Origin of the sequence: Brachymonas denitrificans, assembly GCF_907163135.1 — a bacterium.
Classification (GTDB): Bacteria; Pseudomonadota; Gammaproteobacteria; order Burkholderiales; family Burkholderiaceae_C; genus Brachymonas; species Brachymonas denitrificans_A.
The window spans coordinates 1,727,604-1,743,387 of record NZ_CAJQUA010000001.1; the positions used below are offsets into that span (position 1 = coordinate 1,727,604).

The 15,784-nt window shown below is 65.5% G+C and carries 16 protein-coding genes; 10 read left to right on the forward strand and 6 right to left on the reverse strand.

Annotated elements, in window-relative coordinates; all coding sequences use genetic code 11:
* Positions 1-32 precede the first annotated feature (32 nt).
* Genes kdsA through ftsB form a run of 3 tightly spaced genes read left to right on the forward strand, consistent with a single transcriptional unit; the run spans position 33 to position 2,553 of the window.
* Positions 33-908, forward strand: coding sequence for a 3-deoxy-8-phosphooctulonate synthase (gene kdsA / locus KKQ75_RS08025; protein WP_213361409.1), 876 nt, complete (start codon positions 33-35; stop codon positions 906-908).
* Positions 909-954: 46 nt separating this feature from the next.
* A complete protein-coding gene (gene eno, locus KKQ75_RS08030; RefSeq protein WP_213361410.1) occupies positions 955-2,241 on the forward strand; it encodes a phosphopyruvate hydratase in 1,287 nt (428 codons plus the stop codon).
* A 24-nt stretch (positions 2,242-2,265) separates the two neighbouring features.
* Positions 2,266-2,553, forward strand: coding sequence for a cell division protein FtsB (gene ftsB, locus KKQ75_RS08035; protein ID WP_250131037.1), 288 nt, complete (start codon positions 2,266-2,268; stop codon positions 2,551-2,553).
* 140 nt (positions 2,554-2,693) lie between these two features.
* On the opposite strand, the gene KKQ75_RS08040 is transcribed toward ftsB, so the two are convergent.
* On the reverse strand, positions 2,694-3,683 hold the full coding sequence (locus tag KKQ75_RS08040; RefSeq protein WP_213361412.1) for an Hsp33 family molecular chaperone HslO: 990 nt from the start codon (positions 3,681-3,683) through the stop codon (positions 2,694-2,696).
* 79 nt (positions 3,684-3,762) lie between these two features.
* Positions 3,763-4,287, reverse strand: a complete 525-nt coding sequence (locus KKQ75_RS08045; protein ID WP_213361414.1) for a gamma carbonic anhydrase family protein — start codon at positions 4,285-4,287, stop codon at positions 3,763-3,765.
* Positions 4,288-4,341: 54 nt separating this feature from the next.
* Between KKQ75_RS08045 and KKQ75_RS08050 the strand changes: the two genes are divergently transcribed.
* Complete coding sequence (locus KKQ75_RS08050) at positions 4,342-5,166, forward strand: ferritin-like domain-containing protein (RefSeq protein WP_213361415.1); 825 nt, start codon at positions 4,342-4,344, stop codon at positions 5,164-5,166.
* Positions 5,167-5,340: 174 nt separating this feature from the next.
* Complete coding sequence (locus KKQ75_RS08055) at positions 5,341-6,141, forward strand: crotonase/enoyl-CoA hydratase family protein (RefSeq protein WP_213361416.1); 801 nt, start codon at positions 5,341-5,343, stop codon at positions 6,139-6,141.
* 120 nt (positions 6,142-6,261) lie between these two features.
* Here KKQ75_RS08055 and xerD read toward each other — a convergent pair whose 3' ends face one another.
* Together xerD and queG are read right to left on the reverse strand one after the other, a co-directional pair.
* Positions 6,262-7,206, reverse strand: coding sequence for a site-specific tyrosine recombinase XerD (gene xerD / locus KKQ75_RS08060; RefSeq protein WP_213361417.1), 945 nt, complete (start codon positions 7,204-7,206; stop codon positions 6,262-6,264).
* 137 nt (positions 7,207-7,343) lie between these two features.
* Positions 7,344-8,417 (reverse strand): tRNA epoxyqueuosine(34) reductase QueG, encoded by a 1,074-nt coding sequence (gene queG / locus KKQ75_RS08065; protein WP_213361418.1) that lies wholly within the window; start codon positions 8,415-8,417, stop codon positions 7,344-7,346.
* Between the two features lie 74 nt (positions 8,418-8,491).
* Here queG and tsaE point away from each other — a divergent pair, with 74 nt between their 5' ends.
* Together tsaE and KKQ75_RS08075 are read left to right on the forward strand one after the other, a co-directional pair.
* Positions 8,492-8,968, forward strand: a complete 477-nt coding sequence (gene tsaE / locus KKQ75_RS08070; protein WP_213361419.1) for a tRNA (adenosine(37)-N6)-threonylcarbamoyltransferase complex ATPase subunit type 1 TsaE — start codon at positions 8,492-8,494, stop codon at positions 8,966-8,968.
* A complete protein-coding gene (locus KKQ75_RS08075) occupies positions 8,965-10,359 on the forward strand; it encodes an N-acetylmuramoyl-L-alanine amidase (protein ID WP_213361421.1) in 1,395 nt (464 codons plus the stop codon). Before tsaE ends, KKQ75_RS08075 begins: the two co-directional genes overlap by 4 nt.
* Positions 10,360-10,419: 60 nt before the next feature.
* Here the strand turns inward: KKQ75_RS08075 and KKQ75_RS08080 are convergent, their stop codons facing one another.
* Together KKQ75_RS08080 and KKQ75_RS08085 are read right to left on the reverse strand one after the other, a co-directional pair.
* Complete coding sequence (locus KKQ75_RS08080; protein ID WP_213361423.1) at positions 10,420-11,337, reverse strand: 1,4-dihydroxy-2-naphthoate polyprenyltransferase; 918 nt, start codon at positions 11,335-11,337, stop codon at positions 10,420-10,422.
* A gap of 92 nt (positions 11,338-11,429) precedes the next feature.
* Positions 11,430-12,785: a ferredoxin reductase family protein gene (locus KKQ75_RS08085; RefSeq protein WP_213361425.1), complete on the reverse strand. Its 1,356-nt coding sequence runs from the start codon at positions 12,783-12,785 to the stop codon at positions 11,430-11,432.
* Between the two features lie 215 nt (positions 12,786-13,000).
* On the opposite strand from KKQ75_RS08085, the gene KKQ75_RS08090 reads away from it, so the two are divergent.
* The 3 genes from KKQ75_RS08090 (at position 13,001) to groL (ending at position 15,712) form a co-directional block, all read left to right on the forward strand.
* A complete protein-coding gene (locus KKQ75_RS08090) occupies positions 13,001-13,552 on the forward strand; it encodes a C40 family peptidase (protein ID WP_250131038.1) in 552 nt (183 codons plus the stop codon).
* Positions 13,553-13,734: 182 nt separating this feature from the next.
* The gene (gene groES, locus KKQ75_RS08095) at positions 13,735-14,025 is read left to right on the forward strand and encodes a co-chaperone GroES (RefSeq protein WP_213361427.1); all 291 of its coding nucleotides are present in this window, start codon (positions 13,735-13,737) and stop codon (positions 14,023-14,025) included.
* 49 nt (positions 14,026-14,074) lie between these two features.
* Positions 14,075-15,712: a chaperonin GroEL gene (gene groL, locus KKQ75_RS08100; protein ID WP_213361428.1), complete on the forward strand. Its 1,638-nt coding sequence runs from the start codon at positions 14,075-14,077 to the stop codon at positions 15,710-15,712.
* The last annotated feature ends 72 nt before the right edge of the window (positions 15,713-15,784 follow it).

Consider the following 15,784-nt stretch of genomic DNA (forward strand, 5'->3'; position numbering starts at 1 on the left):
GACCTTCCGCACGTTTGGAGCAGCCCCCTGACATGAAACTCTGCAATTTCGATATCGGCCTCGACCAGCCCCTGTTCCTCATCGCCGGCCCCTGCGTGGTCGAGAGCGAGCAGCTGCAGATGGACGTGGCCGGCCAGCTCAAGGAAATGACCGGCAAGCTGGGCATTCCCTTCATCTTCAAGAGCAGCTACGACAAGGCCAACCGCTCCAGCGGCGAGAGCTTCCGTGGTCCGGGCATGGTGGCCGGTCTGGAAATTCTGGCCAAAGTGAAGAAGGAGCTGGACGTGCCGGTGCTGACCGATGTGCACACCGAGACCGAGATCATGGCCGTGGCCGATGTGGTGGACGTGTTGCAGACGCCGGCCTTCCTGTGCCGCCAGACCGATTTCATCCGCGCCGTGGCGCAGTCGGGCAAGCCAGTCAATATCAAGAAGGGCCAGTTCCTCGCGCCGCACGACATGAAGAACGTGATCGACAAGGCGCGTGCGGCGGCGGCCGAAATGGGCCTGCCGACCGACAACTTCATGGCCTGCGAGCGCGGCGCCAGCTTCGGCTACAACAACCTGGTGAGCGACATGCGTTCGCTGGCCATCATGCGCGAGACCGGCGCTCCGGTGGTGTATGACGCCACGCACAGCGTGCAGCTGCCGGGCGGCCAGGGCACCTCCAGCGGCGGCATGCGCGAGATGGTGCCGGTGCTGGCCCGGGCTGCCGTGGCGGTCGGCATTGCCGGCCTGTTCATGGAAACCCACCCCAACCCCGCCTGCGCACTGAGCGACGGCCCCAACGCCGTGCCGCTGCAGCACATGCCCGAGCTGCTCGAGACGCTGCTCGAACTCGACCGCATCACCAAGAAAACTGCCGCCAGCCGCGGCCTGCTCGAAGAGCGCATCCAGCAATTCGGCTGAAGCCCTGTTTAACCATTAGAAAACCCTGCATTAAAAGGACCAACCCATGAGTGCAATCGTTGATATCGTCGGCCGCGAAGTTCTGGACAGCCGTGGCAACCCCACCGTCGAATGCGACGTGCTGCTGGAAAGCGGCGTGATGGGCCGTGCGGCCGTGCCGAGCGGCGCCTCCACCGGCAGCCGCGAGGCGATCGAGCTGCGTGACGGCGACAAGAGCCGCTACCTGGGCAAGGGCGTGCTCAAGGCCGTGGAGCACATCAACACCGAGATCAGCGAAGCCATCCTGGGTCTGGACGCCAGCGAGCAGGCCTTTCTGGACCGCACCCTGATCGAACTGGACGGCACCGACAACAAGAGCCGCCTGGGCGCCAACGCCATGTTGGCCGTGTCCATGGCCGTGGCCCGCGCCGCGGCCGAAGAAGCCGGCATCCCGCTGTACCGCTACTTCGGCGGCATGGGCGGCAAGGACCTGCCGGTGCCGATGATGAACGTCATCAACGGCGGCGCGCACGCCAACAACAACCTCGACCTGCAGGAGTTCATGATCATTCCGGTGGGCGCCCCCTCCTTCCGCGAAGCGCTGCGCTACGGCGCCGAAGTGTTCCACGCGCTGAAGAAGATCATCCACGACAAGGGCATGAGCATTGCCGTGGGCGACGAAGGCGGCTTTGCCCCCAACGTGGACAACCACGAAGCAGCCATCCAGCTGATTCTGCAAGCCATCTCCGACGCCGGCTATACCGCTGGCCAGGACATCGTGCTGGGTCTGGACTGCGCCAGCTCCGAGTTCTACAAGGACGGCAAGTACGTGCTCGAAGGCGAAGGCGGCGTGCAGCTGTCCGCTGAAGAGTGGGCCAATATGCTGGCCACCTGGTGCGACAAGTACCCCATCATCAGCATCGAGGACGGCATGGCCGAAGGCGACTGGGACGGCTGGAAGCTGCTGACCGAGAAGCTGGGCAAGAAGGTGCAACTGGTAGGCGACGACCTGTTCGTGACCAACACCAAGATCCTGCAGGAAGGCATCGAGAAGGACATCGCCAACTCCATCCTGATCAAGATCAACCAGATCGGCACCCTGACCGAGACCTTTGAAGCGATCGAGATGGCCAAGCGCGCCGGCTACACCGCCGTGATCAGCCACCGTTCGGGCGAGACCGAGGACAGCACCATTTCCGACATCGCCGTCGGCACCAACGCCGGCCAGATCAAGACCGGCTCTCTGAGCCGCTCCGACCGCATGGCCAAGTACAACCAGCTGCTGCGCATCGAGGAAGACCTGGGCGACGTGGCTGTGTACCCCGGCCGCAAGGCGTTCTACAATCTGCGCTGATCCGGCTTTAACTGAGGGCTTCCCATGCGCGCCATGCCTGTTTCCCGCGTCGTCACGGTGGTACTGCTGCTGTTGCTGGTCATGCTGCAGTACCAGATCTGGACCGGGCGCGGGAGCGTGCACCGGGTCGCCGTCATGAAGACCGAGCTGGAGCGCCAGCGCGAAGCCAATGCCCAGCTGGAACAGGACATCGCCCGCGTGAAGTCCGAGATTCAGGATCTCAAGGAAGGGGTCGCCACCGTCGAGGAAAAGGCCCGCTACGAGATGGGCATGGTCAAGCCCAACGAGGTGTTCGTGCAGATCGCGCATTGAGCTGCGCGCGTGCCTCGCGAGCCTGTGTCGGTGGTCGGCACAGGCTTTTTTTGTTGCTCTGATCGGGGCTCTGCGCGCCAGTGCTTGCGTGATACTCCCCAGAATATCCGGCAAGCCGTGAGCCCGCTCGCCAACATCGGTCAGTGCAAGGCGTCACTGCCCGGCGGCTGCGCCGCCGCCGGCTTGAACAGCTGCGCCACTTCCACCTTGTCGAACTGGTACTGCCGACCGCAGAATTCGCAGCCCACCTCGATCTGGCCCTGCTCGGCCACGATGGCATCGGCCTCTTCCTTGCCCAGATTGCGCAGCATGGCGGCCACGCGCTCGTGGCTGCAGGTGCATGCGAAGTGCGGCACCGGATCGCTGGAGGACGGCATGAAGCGCAGCAGCTTCTCGTCCCAGAACAGGCGATGCAGGATGGTGTCGATGTCCAGGCCGAGCAACTCGTCCGGCTGCAGGCTTTGCGCCAGGGTGACGATGCGGTTGTAGCTTTCGTCCGCCTCCTCGCGCGCCTCATCGGTCGGGGCTGCGGTGCTGCCGGCCAGGTTCGCTTCGCCTTCCAGCGGCAGACGCTGGATCAGGATGCCTGCCGCCACCTCTTCATTGGCGGCCAGCACCAGCGTGGTGTCGAGCTGCTCGCTCTGGCGCATGTAGTGCTGCAACACGTCGGCGGCATGCAGCAGCGGCGCGCCCTGCTCGTCCGCGAGCGGGACCACGCCCTGGTAGGCCTGCTGTCCCGGCAGGCGGTCCTTCGGATCCAGCGTAATCGCGCACTTGCCGGCACCGTGCTGGTTCACCAGTTGCACCAGGCCGGCACCGGGCGTCACTTCACCCACAATGGAAGCCGTGGCGCGCACGGCCAGGCTGGGCTGCACTTCGGCCACGGCCACCTTCACCGGGCCGTCACCCTGCATCTGCAGGATCAGGGCGCCATTGAACTTGATGTTGGACTGCATCAGCACGGCTGCGGCCGTCATCTCGCCCAGCAGCTGCACCACGGGTGCGGGATAGGGGCCGCTTTCGGTATTGGCAGCGCGGCGCTGCACGACTTCCTGCCAGGCATCGGTCAGGCGCACGGCCACGCCACGCACCGGCAGGCCGTCAAAAAGGAATTTCTGGATCTGGGACATGGGGACCGCCAATCAATCTCTGTGCCGCCCGGGCACACGGCAACCCGCCATCAGGCTGCCCAAAACCCGTAAATGAGGATCAGCCGATCTTCTTCAAGCCTTGTTTGTAGCGGCGTGCGTTGTCGATGTAGTGCTGCGCGCTGTAGCGCAGGCCCTCCATCTGCTCGGGCGTGAGCTGGCGCACCACCTTGGCCGGGCTGCCGATGATCATGCTGCCGTCGGGAAACTCCTTGCCCTCGGTCACCAGCGCACCGGCGCCGACCAGACAGTTGCGGCCGATTTTCGCGCCGTTGAGCACGATGGCGCCAATGCCGATCAGGCTTTCGTCGCCGATGCTGCAGCCGTGCAGCATCACCATGTGGCCTACGGTGACGTTGCGGCCGATGGTGAGCGGCACCCCTTCGTCGGTGTGCAGCACGCTGCCGTCCTGGATGTTGGTGCCGTCTCCGATGGTGATCGGGTCGTTGTCGCCACGCAGCGTGGTGTTGAACCAGATGCTGACGTTCTCGCCCAGGCGCACATCACCCATCACTTCGGCGTTGTCCGCCACCCAGGCGGAGTCGGCAATCTGCGGGGTCTTGTCATCGAGCTGGTAAATGGCCATGGTGTCTGTCTCCGGTCAAATCGTGGGCGGCGCGGGGCGCCTAGAATTCTGGGCATGAGTGTACGCCAAGCTGCCCGTTCTGCCCTGAGTCTGACCGATCCCGCTGCCAAGGTGCAGGCGGTGCTTGCGCTGTGGGCGCAGGCGGCATCGGGGGCGCTTTCCTTCGATCCTTCCGTCAGCGCCGACGTGCTTGCGCGCGCCGCGCCGAGTGACATCCCCGGCCGCCCCGCATTGCCGCAACTGGTGCATCCGCGCGAGGTGGCCCAGCGCAGCGTGCATACGCCGGAAGGCCGCGCTGCGCTGCTGCACGCCGTGGTGCACATCGAGTTCAATGCCATCAACCTGGCGCTGGATGCGGTGTGGCGCTTTGCCGGCATGCCGGAGCAGTTCTACCGCGACTGGCTGCAGGTAGCCCGCGAGGAGGCGGAGCACTTCACCATGCTGCACGAGCATCTGCGGCACATGGGCTGGAAATATGGCGATTTCGTGGCGCACGACGGGCTGTGGGCCATGTGCGAGAAGACGGCGGACGACATCGTGGCACGCATGGCGCTGGTGCCGCGCACGCTGGAGGCACGCGGTCTGGATGCCACGCCACTGATCCAGAAGCGCCTGCGCGCCATCGATGCAGAAGACGCCCAGACCACCGCCACCCTGCTCGACACCATTCTGCGCGACGAAATCGGCCATGTGGCCATCGGCAACCACTGGTACCGCTGGCTGTGCGAACGCGAACGGCTGGATGCGGTGCCGCACTACGGCGTGCTGGTGGAACGCTACGCCGCCCCGCGCCTGAAGCCGCCATTCAACGAGGCGGCGCGCAAGCAGGCCGGATTCAGCCAGGCCGAGCTCGATTACCTGCTGGGCATGGGGGTGTAGGCGAGCAAGGCAGGGCAGGCATCTTCCGTTGATGCACGAGGCACGCGCCCCTGCATCACATTGCGCTGATGGACGTCAGACCACCCGGCGCCACCACAAAGGCGATGGGCACAAATCCGTAACGGACGCAGGCACAATGGGGGCAGACACATCATCACCCTCAGGAGACCCCCCATGACCGACGCCCTGCTTTACGAACAGGACGGTGCCATCGTCACGCTGACGATGAACCGCCCCGATACGCGCAACCCGATTTCCGAACCGGAAATGATCGACGCCTTCGAAGGGGCCGTGCATCGCATCAACAGCGATGCCAGCGTGCGCGTGGTGATCCTGACCGGCGCCGGCAGCGCGTTCTCCTCGGGGGGCAACGTCAAGCACATGCGCGACCGCACCGGCATGTTCGGCGGCACGCCGGCACAGATCCGCAACGGCTACCGCCACGGCATCCAGCGCATTCCGCGCGCCATGTGGGAGCTGGAGGTTCCGGCCATCGCCGCGGTGAACGGCCCGGCCATTGGCGCCGGCTGCGACCTGACCTGCATGTGCGACATCCGCATCGCCTCCACCCGTGCCCAGTTTGCCGAGAGCTTTGCCAAGATCGGCATCATCCCCGGCGATGGCGGTGCCTGGCTGCTGCCGCGCGTGGTCGGCCTGTCGCGCGCCAGCGAGATGGCCTTTACCGGCGAGCCGATCGATGCACAAACGGCGCTGGCCTGGGGCCTGGTGTCGCGCGTGGTGGAGCCCGAGCAGTTGCTGGACAGCGCCCGCCAGCTGGCACAACGCATCGCCGTCAACCCGCCGCAGGCCGTGCGCATGAGCAAGCGCCTGCTGCGCGAAGGCCAGCACATGCGGCTGGACAGCCTGCTGGAACTGTCGGCCGCCATGCAGGCGCTGGCGCACCATACGCAGGATCATGCGGAAGCTGTGGCGGCACTGCTGGAAAAACGTCCCGGTACCTATTCTGGTTCATAAGCCCCGCTCGCGTTCCGCGTCGCACCTTGCTGCCGGTGCGTAGCCGCGCCCTTGCACTCCACCCCGGCAAGGGCGCCATCACTTCGTGCAACCTCGTGCAAAGGTCACTGCCTGTTCCGCTCAACCGCGCGGATGGTGCCTGGCCACCAGTTGCTTGAGCCGCTCGCGCGCCACATGGGTGTAGATGGTGGTGGTGCTGATGTCCGCATGGCCCAGCAGCATCTGCACGGCACGCAGGTCGGCGCCGTGGTTGAGCAGGTGCGTGGCAAAGGCGTGGCGCAAGGTGTGCGGCGACAGGGGCACGCGGATATCGGCCTGCAACGCATACTTGCGCACCAGATGCCAGAACATGGCCCGCGTCATCGCTTCACCCGGATGGGCGCCGCGCACGGTCACGAACACGGCGTCGGTCTGGTGGCCGCCAAGCAGCTCCGATCGCGCCTGCGCCAGGTAGCGCACCAGCCAGTCGTGCGCCACATCACCGAACGGCACCAGCCGCTCCTTGCTGCCCTTGCCGGTAATGCGCAACACACGGTCGTTCAGGCTGATGTGAAACAGCTTGAGCCCGACCAGCTCGCTTACGCGCAGGCCGCTGGCGTACAGCAGCTCCAGCATGGTGCGATCACGCAGGCCCAGCGCGGTGGATACATCCGGCGCCGCCAGCAATGCCTCCACCTGTGCCTCGCTCAGGCTCTTGGGCACGCGCAGCGGCTGCTTGGCCGCCTGCAGGCGCAGGGTTGGGTCCTGCGCAATGTGATGCTCGCGCACGGCCCAGCGGTAATAGCGTTTCAGCACCGTCAGCCGCCGGTTGGCCGTGGTGGCCTTGCTGCCGGTGGTGAACAGGTGACCCTGATACAGGTTGATGGCCGACTCGGAAACGCCATCCAGCGGGCAAGGCGGCGTTTGCTGCTGCAGCCATTGCGCAAACAGCGTCAGGTCGCGCCGGTAGGCCGCCAGCGTGTTGCTGGAGAGGCCGTCTTCCAGCCACAAACCGTCGATGAAGGCATCAACGGCGGCAGCGTCTTGCTCGGGCAGTGGAGAGGGTGCGGGGGTGGCGCGGGGCATCGCCGCATTATGCAGCCGGCAACTGCCGGGGCCGCCATGCGCCAACGCCTTCTCAGACACGGCACAGGGTGTCAGCCTGCCAAACGGTCACGCGGTGGCTCACAACACGCACAACGCACAACGCACAACGCACGCCATCATCCCTGCTGCAATGCCCATTGCACATGCTCGCGCACTGCAACATCAGGGTGCTGCGCGTGCCGGACCAAGGCATCCCGGATGACTGCCTTTTGCGCGTCCGGTGCCTGCCGCAGTGCATTGCCCAATGCCACGGCAATATTGCGCAGCCAGCGCGCATGGCCGATGCGCCGGATCGGGCTGCCTTCGGTGCGCTGAAGGAACTGCGCCTCGCTCCAGCCCCACAGCTCCAGCAATTGCGCCTGCCCCAGCCCGTGTCGTTCGTCAAAGTCCGGCAAGGCATTGCGCCGGGCAAACTTGTTCCAGGGGCACACCAGCTGGCAATCGTCACAGCCGTAGATGCGGTTGCCCAGCAGGGGACGCATCTCCTCGGGGATGCTGCCGGCATGCTCGATGGTCAGGTAGGAGATGCAGCGCCGCGCATCCAGCCGGTACGGTGCCACGATCGCGCCGGTGGGGCAGGCATCGATACAGGCCGTGCACTGACCGCAATGGGCCGGCTCCGGCTCGGTCAGCGGCAGCGGAAAATCCACGTAGATCTCGCCCAGGAAGAAGGTCGATCCCGCATCCCGGCTCAGCACCAGCGTGTGCTTGCCGCGCCAGCCCTGTCCGCTGCGGCTGGCCAGCTCCGCCTCCAGCACCGGTGCCGAATCGGTGAACACGCGATGGCCGAATGGCCCCACCAGCGCGGCAATCTGCTCGCTCAGCTTCTGCAACCGCGCCCGCACCACCTTGTGGTAGTCGCGCCCCCGGGCATAGACGGACACTACCGCCTCGCCGGGTTGCGTCAGGCGCTGCAGCTCACGCTCGCGCCAGTCCGTCTCGGTAGATGCCGGCAGGTAATCCATGCGCGCCGTGATCACGCGCACCGTGCCCGGCACCAGTTCCGCCGGCCGCGCGCGCCGCAGGCCGTGGCTGGCCATGTAGCCCATGCTGCCATGAAACCCAGCCTCCAGCCAGGCCCGCAAGCCCGCCTCGGCACTGGCCAGATCCACATCGGCCACCCCGATGCGGGCAAAACCCAGTGCCTCGGCCTGGCTGCGGATGGTGGACAATAGGGCTTCGGGACTCATGGCGTGGCAGTGTCGTGCAAAATGCGGCAAGCTGCGCGCACAAGGGCTTTCGCGCACACTCGCATACCAACAGGATGATTGTAAAAACCTTGCGCTGGGCCGACGAGGCCGCCACTTCCGCCTTCGCCACGCGACTGGCGCAGCATTGGCTGCAGCACCCGGCCAGCGCCGATCTGGTGATCCTGCTGCACGGCGACCTCGGCGCCGGCAAGACCACGCTGGTGCGCCACCTGCTGCGCGGCCTGGGCGTCACCGGCCGCATCAAGAGCCCGACCTATGCGGTGGTCGAACCCTATGTAACGCCCTGTGTGCAAGTGTGGCATTTTGATTTTTACCGCTTCAGCGACCCGCGGGAATGGGAAGATGCGGGGTTGCGCGACATCTTTGCCACGCCCGGGTTGAAACTGGTCGAATGGCCCGACAAGGCCGCCGGCATGCTGCCGCAGGCCGACTGGGTTCTGCGCCTGCAGACGCTGGGCGACGATGTGCGCGAAGTTGTCATCGAGGCGCCAACCGCCGCTGGCGCCGCTCTCTTGCAGGAAGTTTCATGATCCAACGCAGGCAGCTCGTCCAGATTACCGGCCTGGTGCTCGCAGGCGTGTCGCGCCTGGCCCAGGCCGCCAACCTGGTGGCCGTGCGCATCTGGCCCGCGCCCGAATACACGCGCATCACGCTCGAATCCGACCAGCCGCTCAAGTACACGCAGAACCCGGTCCAGGATCCGCCCCGCCTGGCAGTGGACATCACCGGCCTGACACTGAACCAGACCTTGCGCGATCTGGTCAGCAAGGTGCCTGCCGACGATCCCAACGTGGCACGCATCCGCGTCGGCCAGTACACGCCCGAGATCGTGCGCATCGTGATCGACCTGAAGCAGCCGATTTCGCCGCAGGTGTTCAGCCTGGCGCCGGTGGCCGCCTACAAGAACCGGCTGGTATTCGATCTCTACCCCAACCGCAAGCCGGTCGACACGCTGGAACAGCTGATCACCGAGCGCAGCCGCGAGGAGAGGGTCGCGCAGGCCGCCCCCCCTGCGCCGCCGACACCCGCTGTCCCCCCCCCGCCTTCGTCGGGGCGCGACGTGATTGCCGATTTCCTCGCCGGCCGCGGCCACCGTCAGGAACCGCCGCGCGTGGCCCAGGCCACCCCGCCGCGTCCGCGCCCTGCCGAACGCCCGGCGCCGGCACAGCCCCCCGCCCTGCGCACCGGGCGAAAGACCGACCGCCTGATCATCGTCGCGCTCGATCCCGGCCATGGTGGCGAAGACCCCGGTGCCATCGGCCCGAACGGTACACGCGAAAAGGATGTGGTGCTGCGCATCGCCCAGTTGCTGCGCGACCGCATCAACGGCAGCAGCGTCAACGGCAATCCGATGCGCGCCTTCCTCACGCGCGATGGCGACTATTTCGTGCCGCTGCATGTGCGCGTACAGAAGGCGCGCCGCGTGCAGGCCGACCTGTTCATCAGCATCCATGCCGATGCCTTCATCACGCCGCAGGCCAATGGCTCCAGCGTGTTTGCCCTGAGCAGCCGCGGTGCCAGCAGCAGCGCCGCACGCTGGCTGGCCAACAAGGAAAACGAGGCCGACCTGGTCGGCGGCCTGAACGTGCGCAGCCGCGACACCCTGGTGCAGCATGCGCTGCTCGACATGAGCACCACCGCCCAGATCCGCGACAGCCTGACGCTGGGCAGCGCCATGCTGGGCGAGATCGGCAAGATCAACCGCCTGCACAAGCCACGCGTGGAACAGGCCGGCTTTGCGGTGCTCAAGGCGCCGGACATTCCGAGCGTGCTGGTCGAAACCGCCTTTGTCAGCAACCCCGGCGAGGAAGCCAAGCTGCGCAGCCCTGCCTACCAGCGCTCCATGGCCGATTCGCTGATGCGCGGCATCCAGGGCTACTTCGCCCGCAATCCGCCGCTGGCCCGCAGCCGCGCGGTGTAAGATCGAGGCGCCTGCAACCCGGCGTTGGCGTTACCGGATGCGAGCGCCGCAACCATCCCTTCATGGCGCCCACCACAGCCCGGCACTCCACAGCAAGGCAAACACCAGTTGCAGATGCGCGGTGCGCGCCAGCAACTGATTGTGCCCGCGTGCCGGCGCCTGCCGGACGAAACGCCACATCAGCAGCGCAGCCAGCGGCAATGCCAGCAAGGCCAGCCAGGCTCCCTGCACATCCACCAGCGGCAACAGCAGAAAAGGCAGCACCAGCATGCCCACATACAGCCGGCGACTGCCCTGCAAGCCCAGGCGCACCGCCAGCGTGCGCTTGCCGGCGCGCGCGTCGCTGGCGGCATCGCGCGTGTTGTTCACCAGCATCACGGCCGAGGCAAACGCCCCCATCATGTGGCCCAGCATCCAGGCAGCACCGCTGAGCGTCCCGGTCTGGAGGAAATACGTGCCCAGCACGGCGGCCAGCCCGAAGAACACCCACACGAACACTTCGCCAAAGGCACTGTAGGCGATCGGCCAGGGCCCGGCGGTATACGCCCAGCCGCACAGCAACGCCACCAGCCCGAGCCAGACGATGGGCCAGCCCCCCACCGTGGCCAGCAGCACCCCGAACAGAAACGCCACCCCCAGCGCACCGAAACCGGCGCGCCGTACCTGCTCCGCACGCAGCCAGCCCATGGCCGTGGCGCGCTGCGGCCCGAGCCGGTCCGCGCCATCGGCCCCACGTTCGAAATCTCCCACGTCGTTGAGCAGATTGGTCCCGATCTGGATCAGCATGGCGGCCAGCAGGGTAAGCAGCGCCACGCCGGCCATCCAGCGCCCCCGCTCGCTCCAGGCCAGCGCACAGGCTGCCAGCACCGGGGCCACCGTCACTCCCAGGGTATGCGGGCGGGCAGCCAGTATCCAGGCGCGCCATGCCGGCGGCCGGGCACCGGACAATGCCTGTGCCGATGCCGGTGTCAGCGGCATGGAAGGGGAACCGGGCGAAGGAGAAGGAGTTCCAGAAGGAGGAGCCATAGGCCCATTGTAGGGAAGCTTGCTCCGCCTTCGTTCAACCCGGCTCAGCGCATGGCAAACAGCTCCTGATGGAAATTGGCATCCTGCAGCCCTCTGGCGCCCAGATCGGCCCGCAGGGCCTGACCAAAGCCCGCCGGCCCGCAAAACCAGAAGCTGGCCTGCTGCCATTGCGGCACGGCGGCACAGATGCGCTCGGCGTTGAGCCAGCCATCGCGCGCATCCACCAGCACATGCAGTTTCACGCCGGCAGCCTGCGCATCGGCCTGAAGCAGGGCAATCGCGTCCTCATCGTAATCCGCCGTGGTATGGAACAGGTCGATCGTCACCGGCCGCTCCCCGCGGTCACGCGCCAGCTGTTGCATGCGGGCAATGAATGGCGTGATGCCGATGCCTGCACCAATCCATATCTGGCGCGGCTTGTCGTCATCAAAAGTGAAGCAGCCATACGGCCCCTCCACCGTCACGGCATCCCCCTCGTGCAGCACCTGATGCAGCTGCGCCGTGTGATCGCCCAGTGCCTTGGTCACGAACACGATGGTCTGCTGCGCAGGATCCCAGGAAGAAGCGATGGTATAGGGATGGGCCGCGTCATGCGCTCCCTGCACGAAGGCAAACTGGCCGGCTGCATGCCCTTTCCAGCCCGGCTGCAGGCGAACATGGGTGCGCAGCACACGCAGCGGCTCGAAATAGCGCAGGGATTCGATGGTGCCATGCACCTTGCGCCCCGCACCCACGCGGCCCAGCAGCACCAGCACCGCAGAGACCACGCCAGCCACCAGCAGTACCGCCATGGCCCAGCCGACCGGCTGCGACCAGTAGTCATACTTGAGCAGCACGAACGTATGCCATGCCAGCACCAGATACGCAACGGCCAGCCACTTGTGCGTGCGTACAAACCAGTGATACGGAAAGCGCTTCACGAGGGCCAGCACCATCAGCACCAGCGCGGCATAGAAGGCCCACTCGCCCAGCGACTCGGCCAGCCCGCGTTGCGAGCGCAGCCATTGCTCCAGCGTCAGGATCTGATCCGGGCCGCCACGGTACTGCTGCCCGCCGCCGCTGCGCACCGGCCGCTCCAGCCAGCCCCAGCCCACCATCCACTTGGTGCCCTGCGCCCACCACCAGTGCAGCACGCTGGTCACCAGCGCCGTGATACCCAGCCACTTGTGCAAGCGGTACATCTTGTCGAGTCCGTCCAGCGGACGCTCCAGCCAACGGGGGCGGATCGCCAGCACCATGGACAGGCTCATGGCGCCAAAGGCGATCACGCCGCTGTACTGCATGAACACGGTACGGAAAGGAAAGTACCCCCACGGTTCGGGAAACAGCGTGTCTGCCATCAGCCACAAGCCGGTCAGCAGCACCAGGCTGCCCCACAACGCCATGCTTATCCGTTTCATTGCATGCATCCTTTTGTCTATGTTCTTGACTCTTCCAGTTTAGCCAAGCAGCATGAAGAGTTGCTGAAAAGCCTGATCGCGGGCCCATGGATTGGCAAAATACGGCTCTCGTGCTAAAACACGAACCATATATAAAATCAGGAGTTGCAATGACTAGCTGCAAACCTGCTTCACCTTTGTCAACGGCGGCGGCCAACGCTTTCCCCCGACGCGCCATGCTCCGTGGCAGCCTGGCGCTGCTTGCGGGCGCCAGTCTGCTGGCCGGCTGCGGTTCGGCGCCGCGCAGCACCCGCACCAGCCAGCGCCGCCGAACCGGAACTGGCGGCACGGGCGCGCTGCGCACCAGCACGCCGGAACTGGCGGTGGTCAACCCGGTGCAGATTGACGCCACCCTGCGCGAAGAGGCCGTGGCCCGCGCCATGCTGGCCGTGAACGTGCCTTACAGCTACGGGGGCAACACGCTCGAAGGCGGTTTCGACTGCAGCGGCCTGGTGCAGTACGTCTTCAGCGGCTTTGCCGGCCGCGCCCTGCCGCGCAGCACGGCCCAATGGGCACGCGCCAGCCTGCCGCGCGACGTCGGCCAGCTGCAGCGCGGCGACCTGGTGTTCTTCAATACGTCGGGAGCCTCGTTCTCGCACATGGGCATCTACATCGGCAACCGCCAGTTCATCCATGCCCCCTCCAGCGGCGGCGTGGTGCGCACCGACCGCATCGACAGCAGCTACTTTGCCCCGCGCTTCGATGGCGGGCGTACCGTTTTCCTGTAGGGCCGGCAGGGGCTGGCAAACACGAATTTGTAACAGCCCCCCTTGAAACCCGCGCCAACACCCTTATCATTAGCACTCGTCGCGGTCGAGTGCTAACAGCCCGACGCGCACGGGCGCCAGCGCTCTTGCCTGGCACCTCCGATTATTTTGCGCTTATCCGTTTTATCTTCCAAGGAGATTCCATGAACCTGCGTCCCCTGCACGATCGCGTGATCGTCAAGCGTCTGGAAAACGAAACCAAGACTGCCTCCGGCATCGTGATTCCCGATGCAGCCACCGAGAAGCCCGACCAGGGCGAAGTGCTGGCTGTCGGTCCCGGCAAACGCAACGACAAGGGCGAGCAAATGGCCCTGAACGTGAAAGTGGGCGACCGCGTGCTGTTCGGCAAGTACAGCGGCCAGTCCGTCAAGGTCAACGGCGAAGAACTGCTGGTGATGAAGGAAGACGACCTGTTCGCCGTGGTCGAGCAGTAATCCCCTTCCCCCGCACAACGCAACACTGAATATCTGGAGATTTTGAAAAATGGCAGCTAAAGACGTAGTTTTCGGCTCTGACGCCCGCGCCCGCATGGTCGAAGGCGTGAACATCCTGGCCAACGCAGTCAAGACCACCCTGGGCCCGAAAGGCCGCAACGTGGTGCTCGAGCGCTCCTTCGGCGCCCCCACCGTGACCAAGGACGGCGTGTCCGTGGCCAAGGAAATCGAGCTGAAGGACAAGCTGATGAACATGGGCGCCCAGATGGTCAAGGAAGTCGCTTCCAAGACCTCTGACAACGCCGGTGACGGCACCACCACCGCTACCGTGCTGGCCCAGGCCATCGTGCGCGAAGGCATGAAGTACGTGGCCGCCGGCATGAACCCGATGGACCTCAAGCGCGGCATCGACAAGGCTGTCGCCGCTCTGGTCGAGCAGCTCAAGGCCGCTTCCAAGCCCACCACCACCTCCAAGGAAATCGCCCAGGTCGGTTCCATCTCCGCCAACTCCGACGAATCCATCGGCCAGATCATCGCTGACGCCATGGACAAGGTCGGCAAGGAAGGCGTGATCACCGTGGAAGACGGCAAGTCCCTGCAGAACGAGCTGGACGTCGTCGAGGGCATGCAGTTCGACCGCGGCTACCTGTCTCCCTACTTCATCAACAACCCCGAGAAGCAGGTTGCCAACCTCGAGAACCCCTTCGTGCTGCTGTTCGACAAGAAGATCAGCAACATCCGCGACCTGCTGCCCGTGCTGGAAGCCGTGGCCAAGGCCGGCCGTCCGCTGCTGATCATCGCTGAAGACGTCGATGGCGAAGCGCTGGCTACCCTGGTGGTCAACACCATCCGCGGCATCCTGAAGGTCGTGGCCGTCAAGGCTCCGGGCTTCGGCGACCGTCGCAAGGCCATGCTGGAAGACATCGCCATCCTGACCGGCGGCAAGGTGATCGCCGAGGAAGTGGGCTTGTCCCTGGAGAAAGTCACGCTGGCCGACCTGGGCCAGGCCAAGACGATCGAAGTGGGCAAGGAAAACACCACCATCATCGACGGCGCCGGCGCTGCTGCCGACATCGAGGCACGCGTCAAGCAGATCCGCATCCAGATCGAAGAGGCGACCTCCGACTACGACCGCGAGAAGCTGCAGGAACGCGTGGCCAAGCTGGCTGGCGGCGTGGCCGTGATCAAGGTTGGCGCTGCCACCGAAGTCGAGATGAAGGAGAAGAAGGCCCGCGTGGAAGACGCCCTGCACGCTACCCGCGCTGCCGTGGAAGAAGGCATCGTGGCCGGTGGTGGCGTGGCTCTGCTGCGCGCCCGCGCTGCCGTGGGTACCGTCCAGACTGACAACCACGACCAGGATTCCGGCGTCAAGCTGGTGTTCAAGGCCATCGAGGCTCCGCTGCGCGAAATCGTGGCCAACGCCGGCGACGAGCCGAGCGTGGTGGTGAACAAGGTGCTGGAAGGCGAAGGCAATTTCGGCTTCAACGCTGCCAACCACACCTACGGCGACATGATCGAGATGGGTATCCTGGATCCCACCAAGGTGACCCGTACCGCCCTGCAGAACGCTGCATCCGTGGCCAGCCTGATGCTGACCACCGAGTGCATGGTTGCAGAAATGCCGAAGGAAGATGCACCGGCCATGCCTGACATGGGCGGCATGGGTGGCATGGGCGGCATGATGTAATCAGCCGCACAGGCTCGGGCAAGGTCTTGCGCCTTGCCCTCCCTGTCAAACGAAACCCGCAGAGCGCAAGCC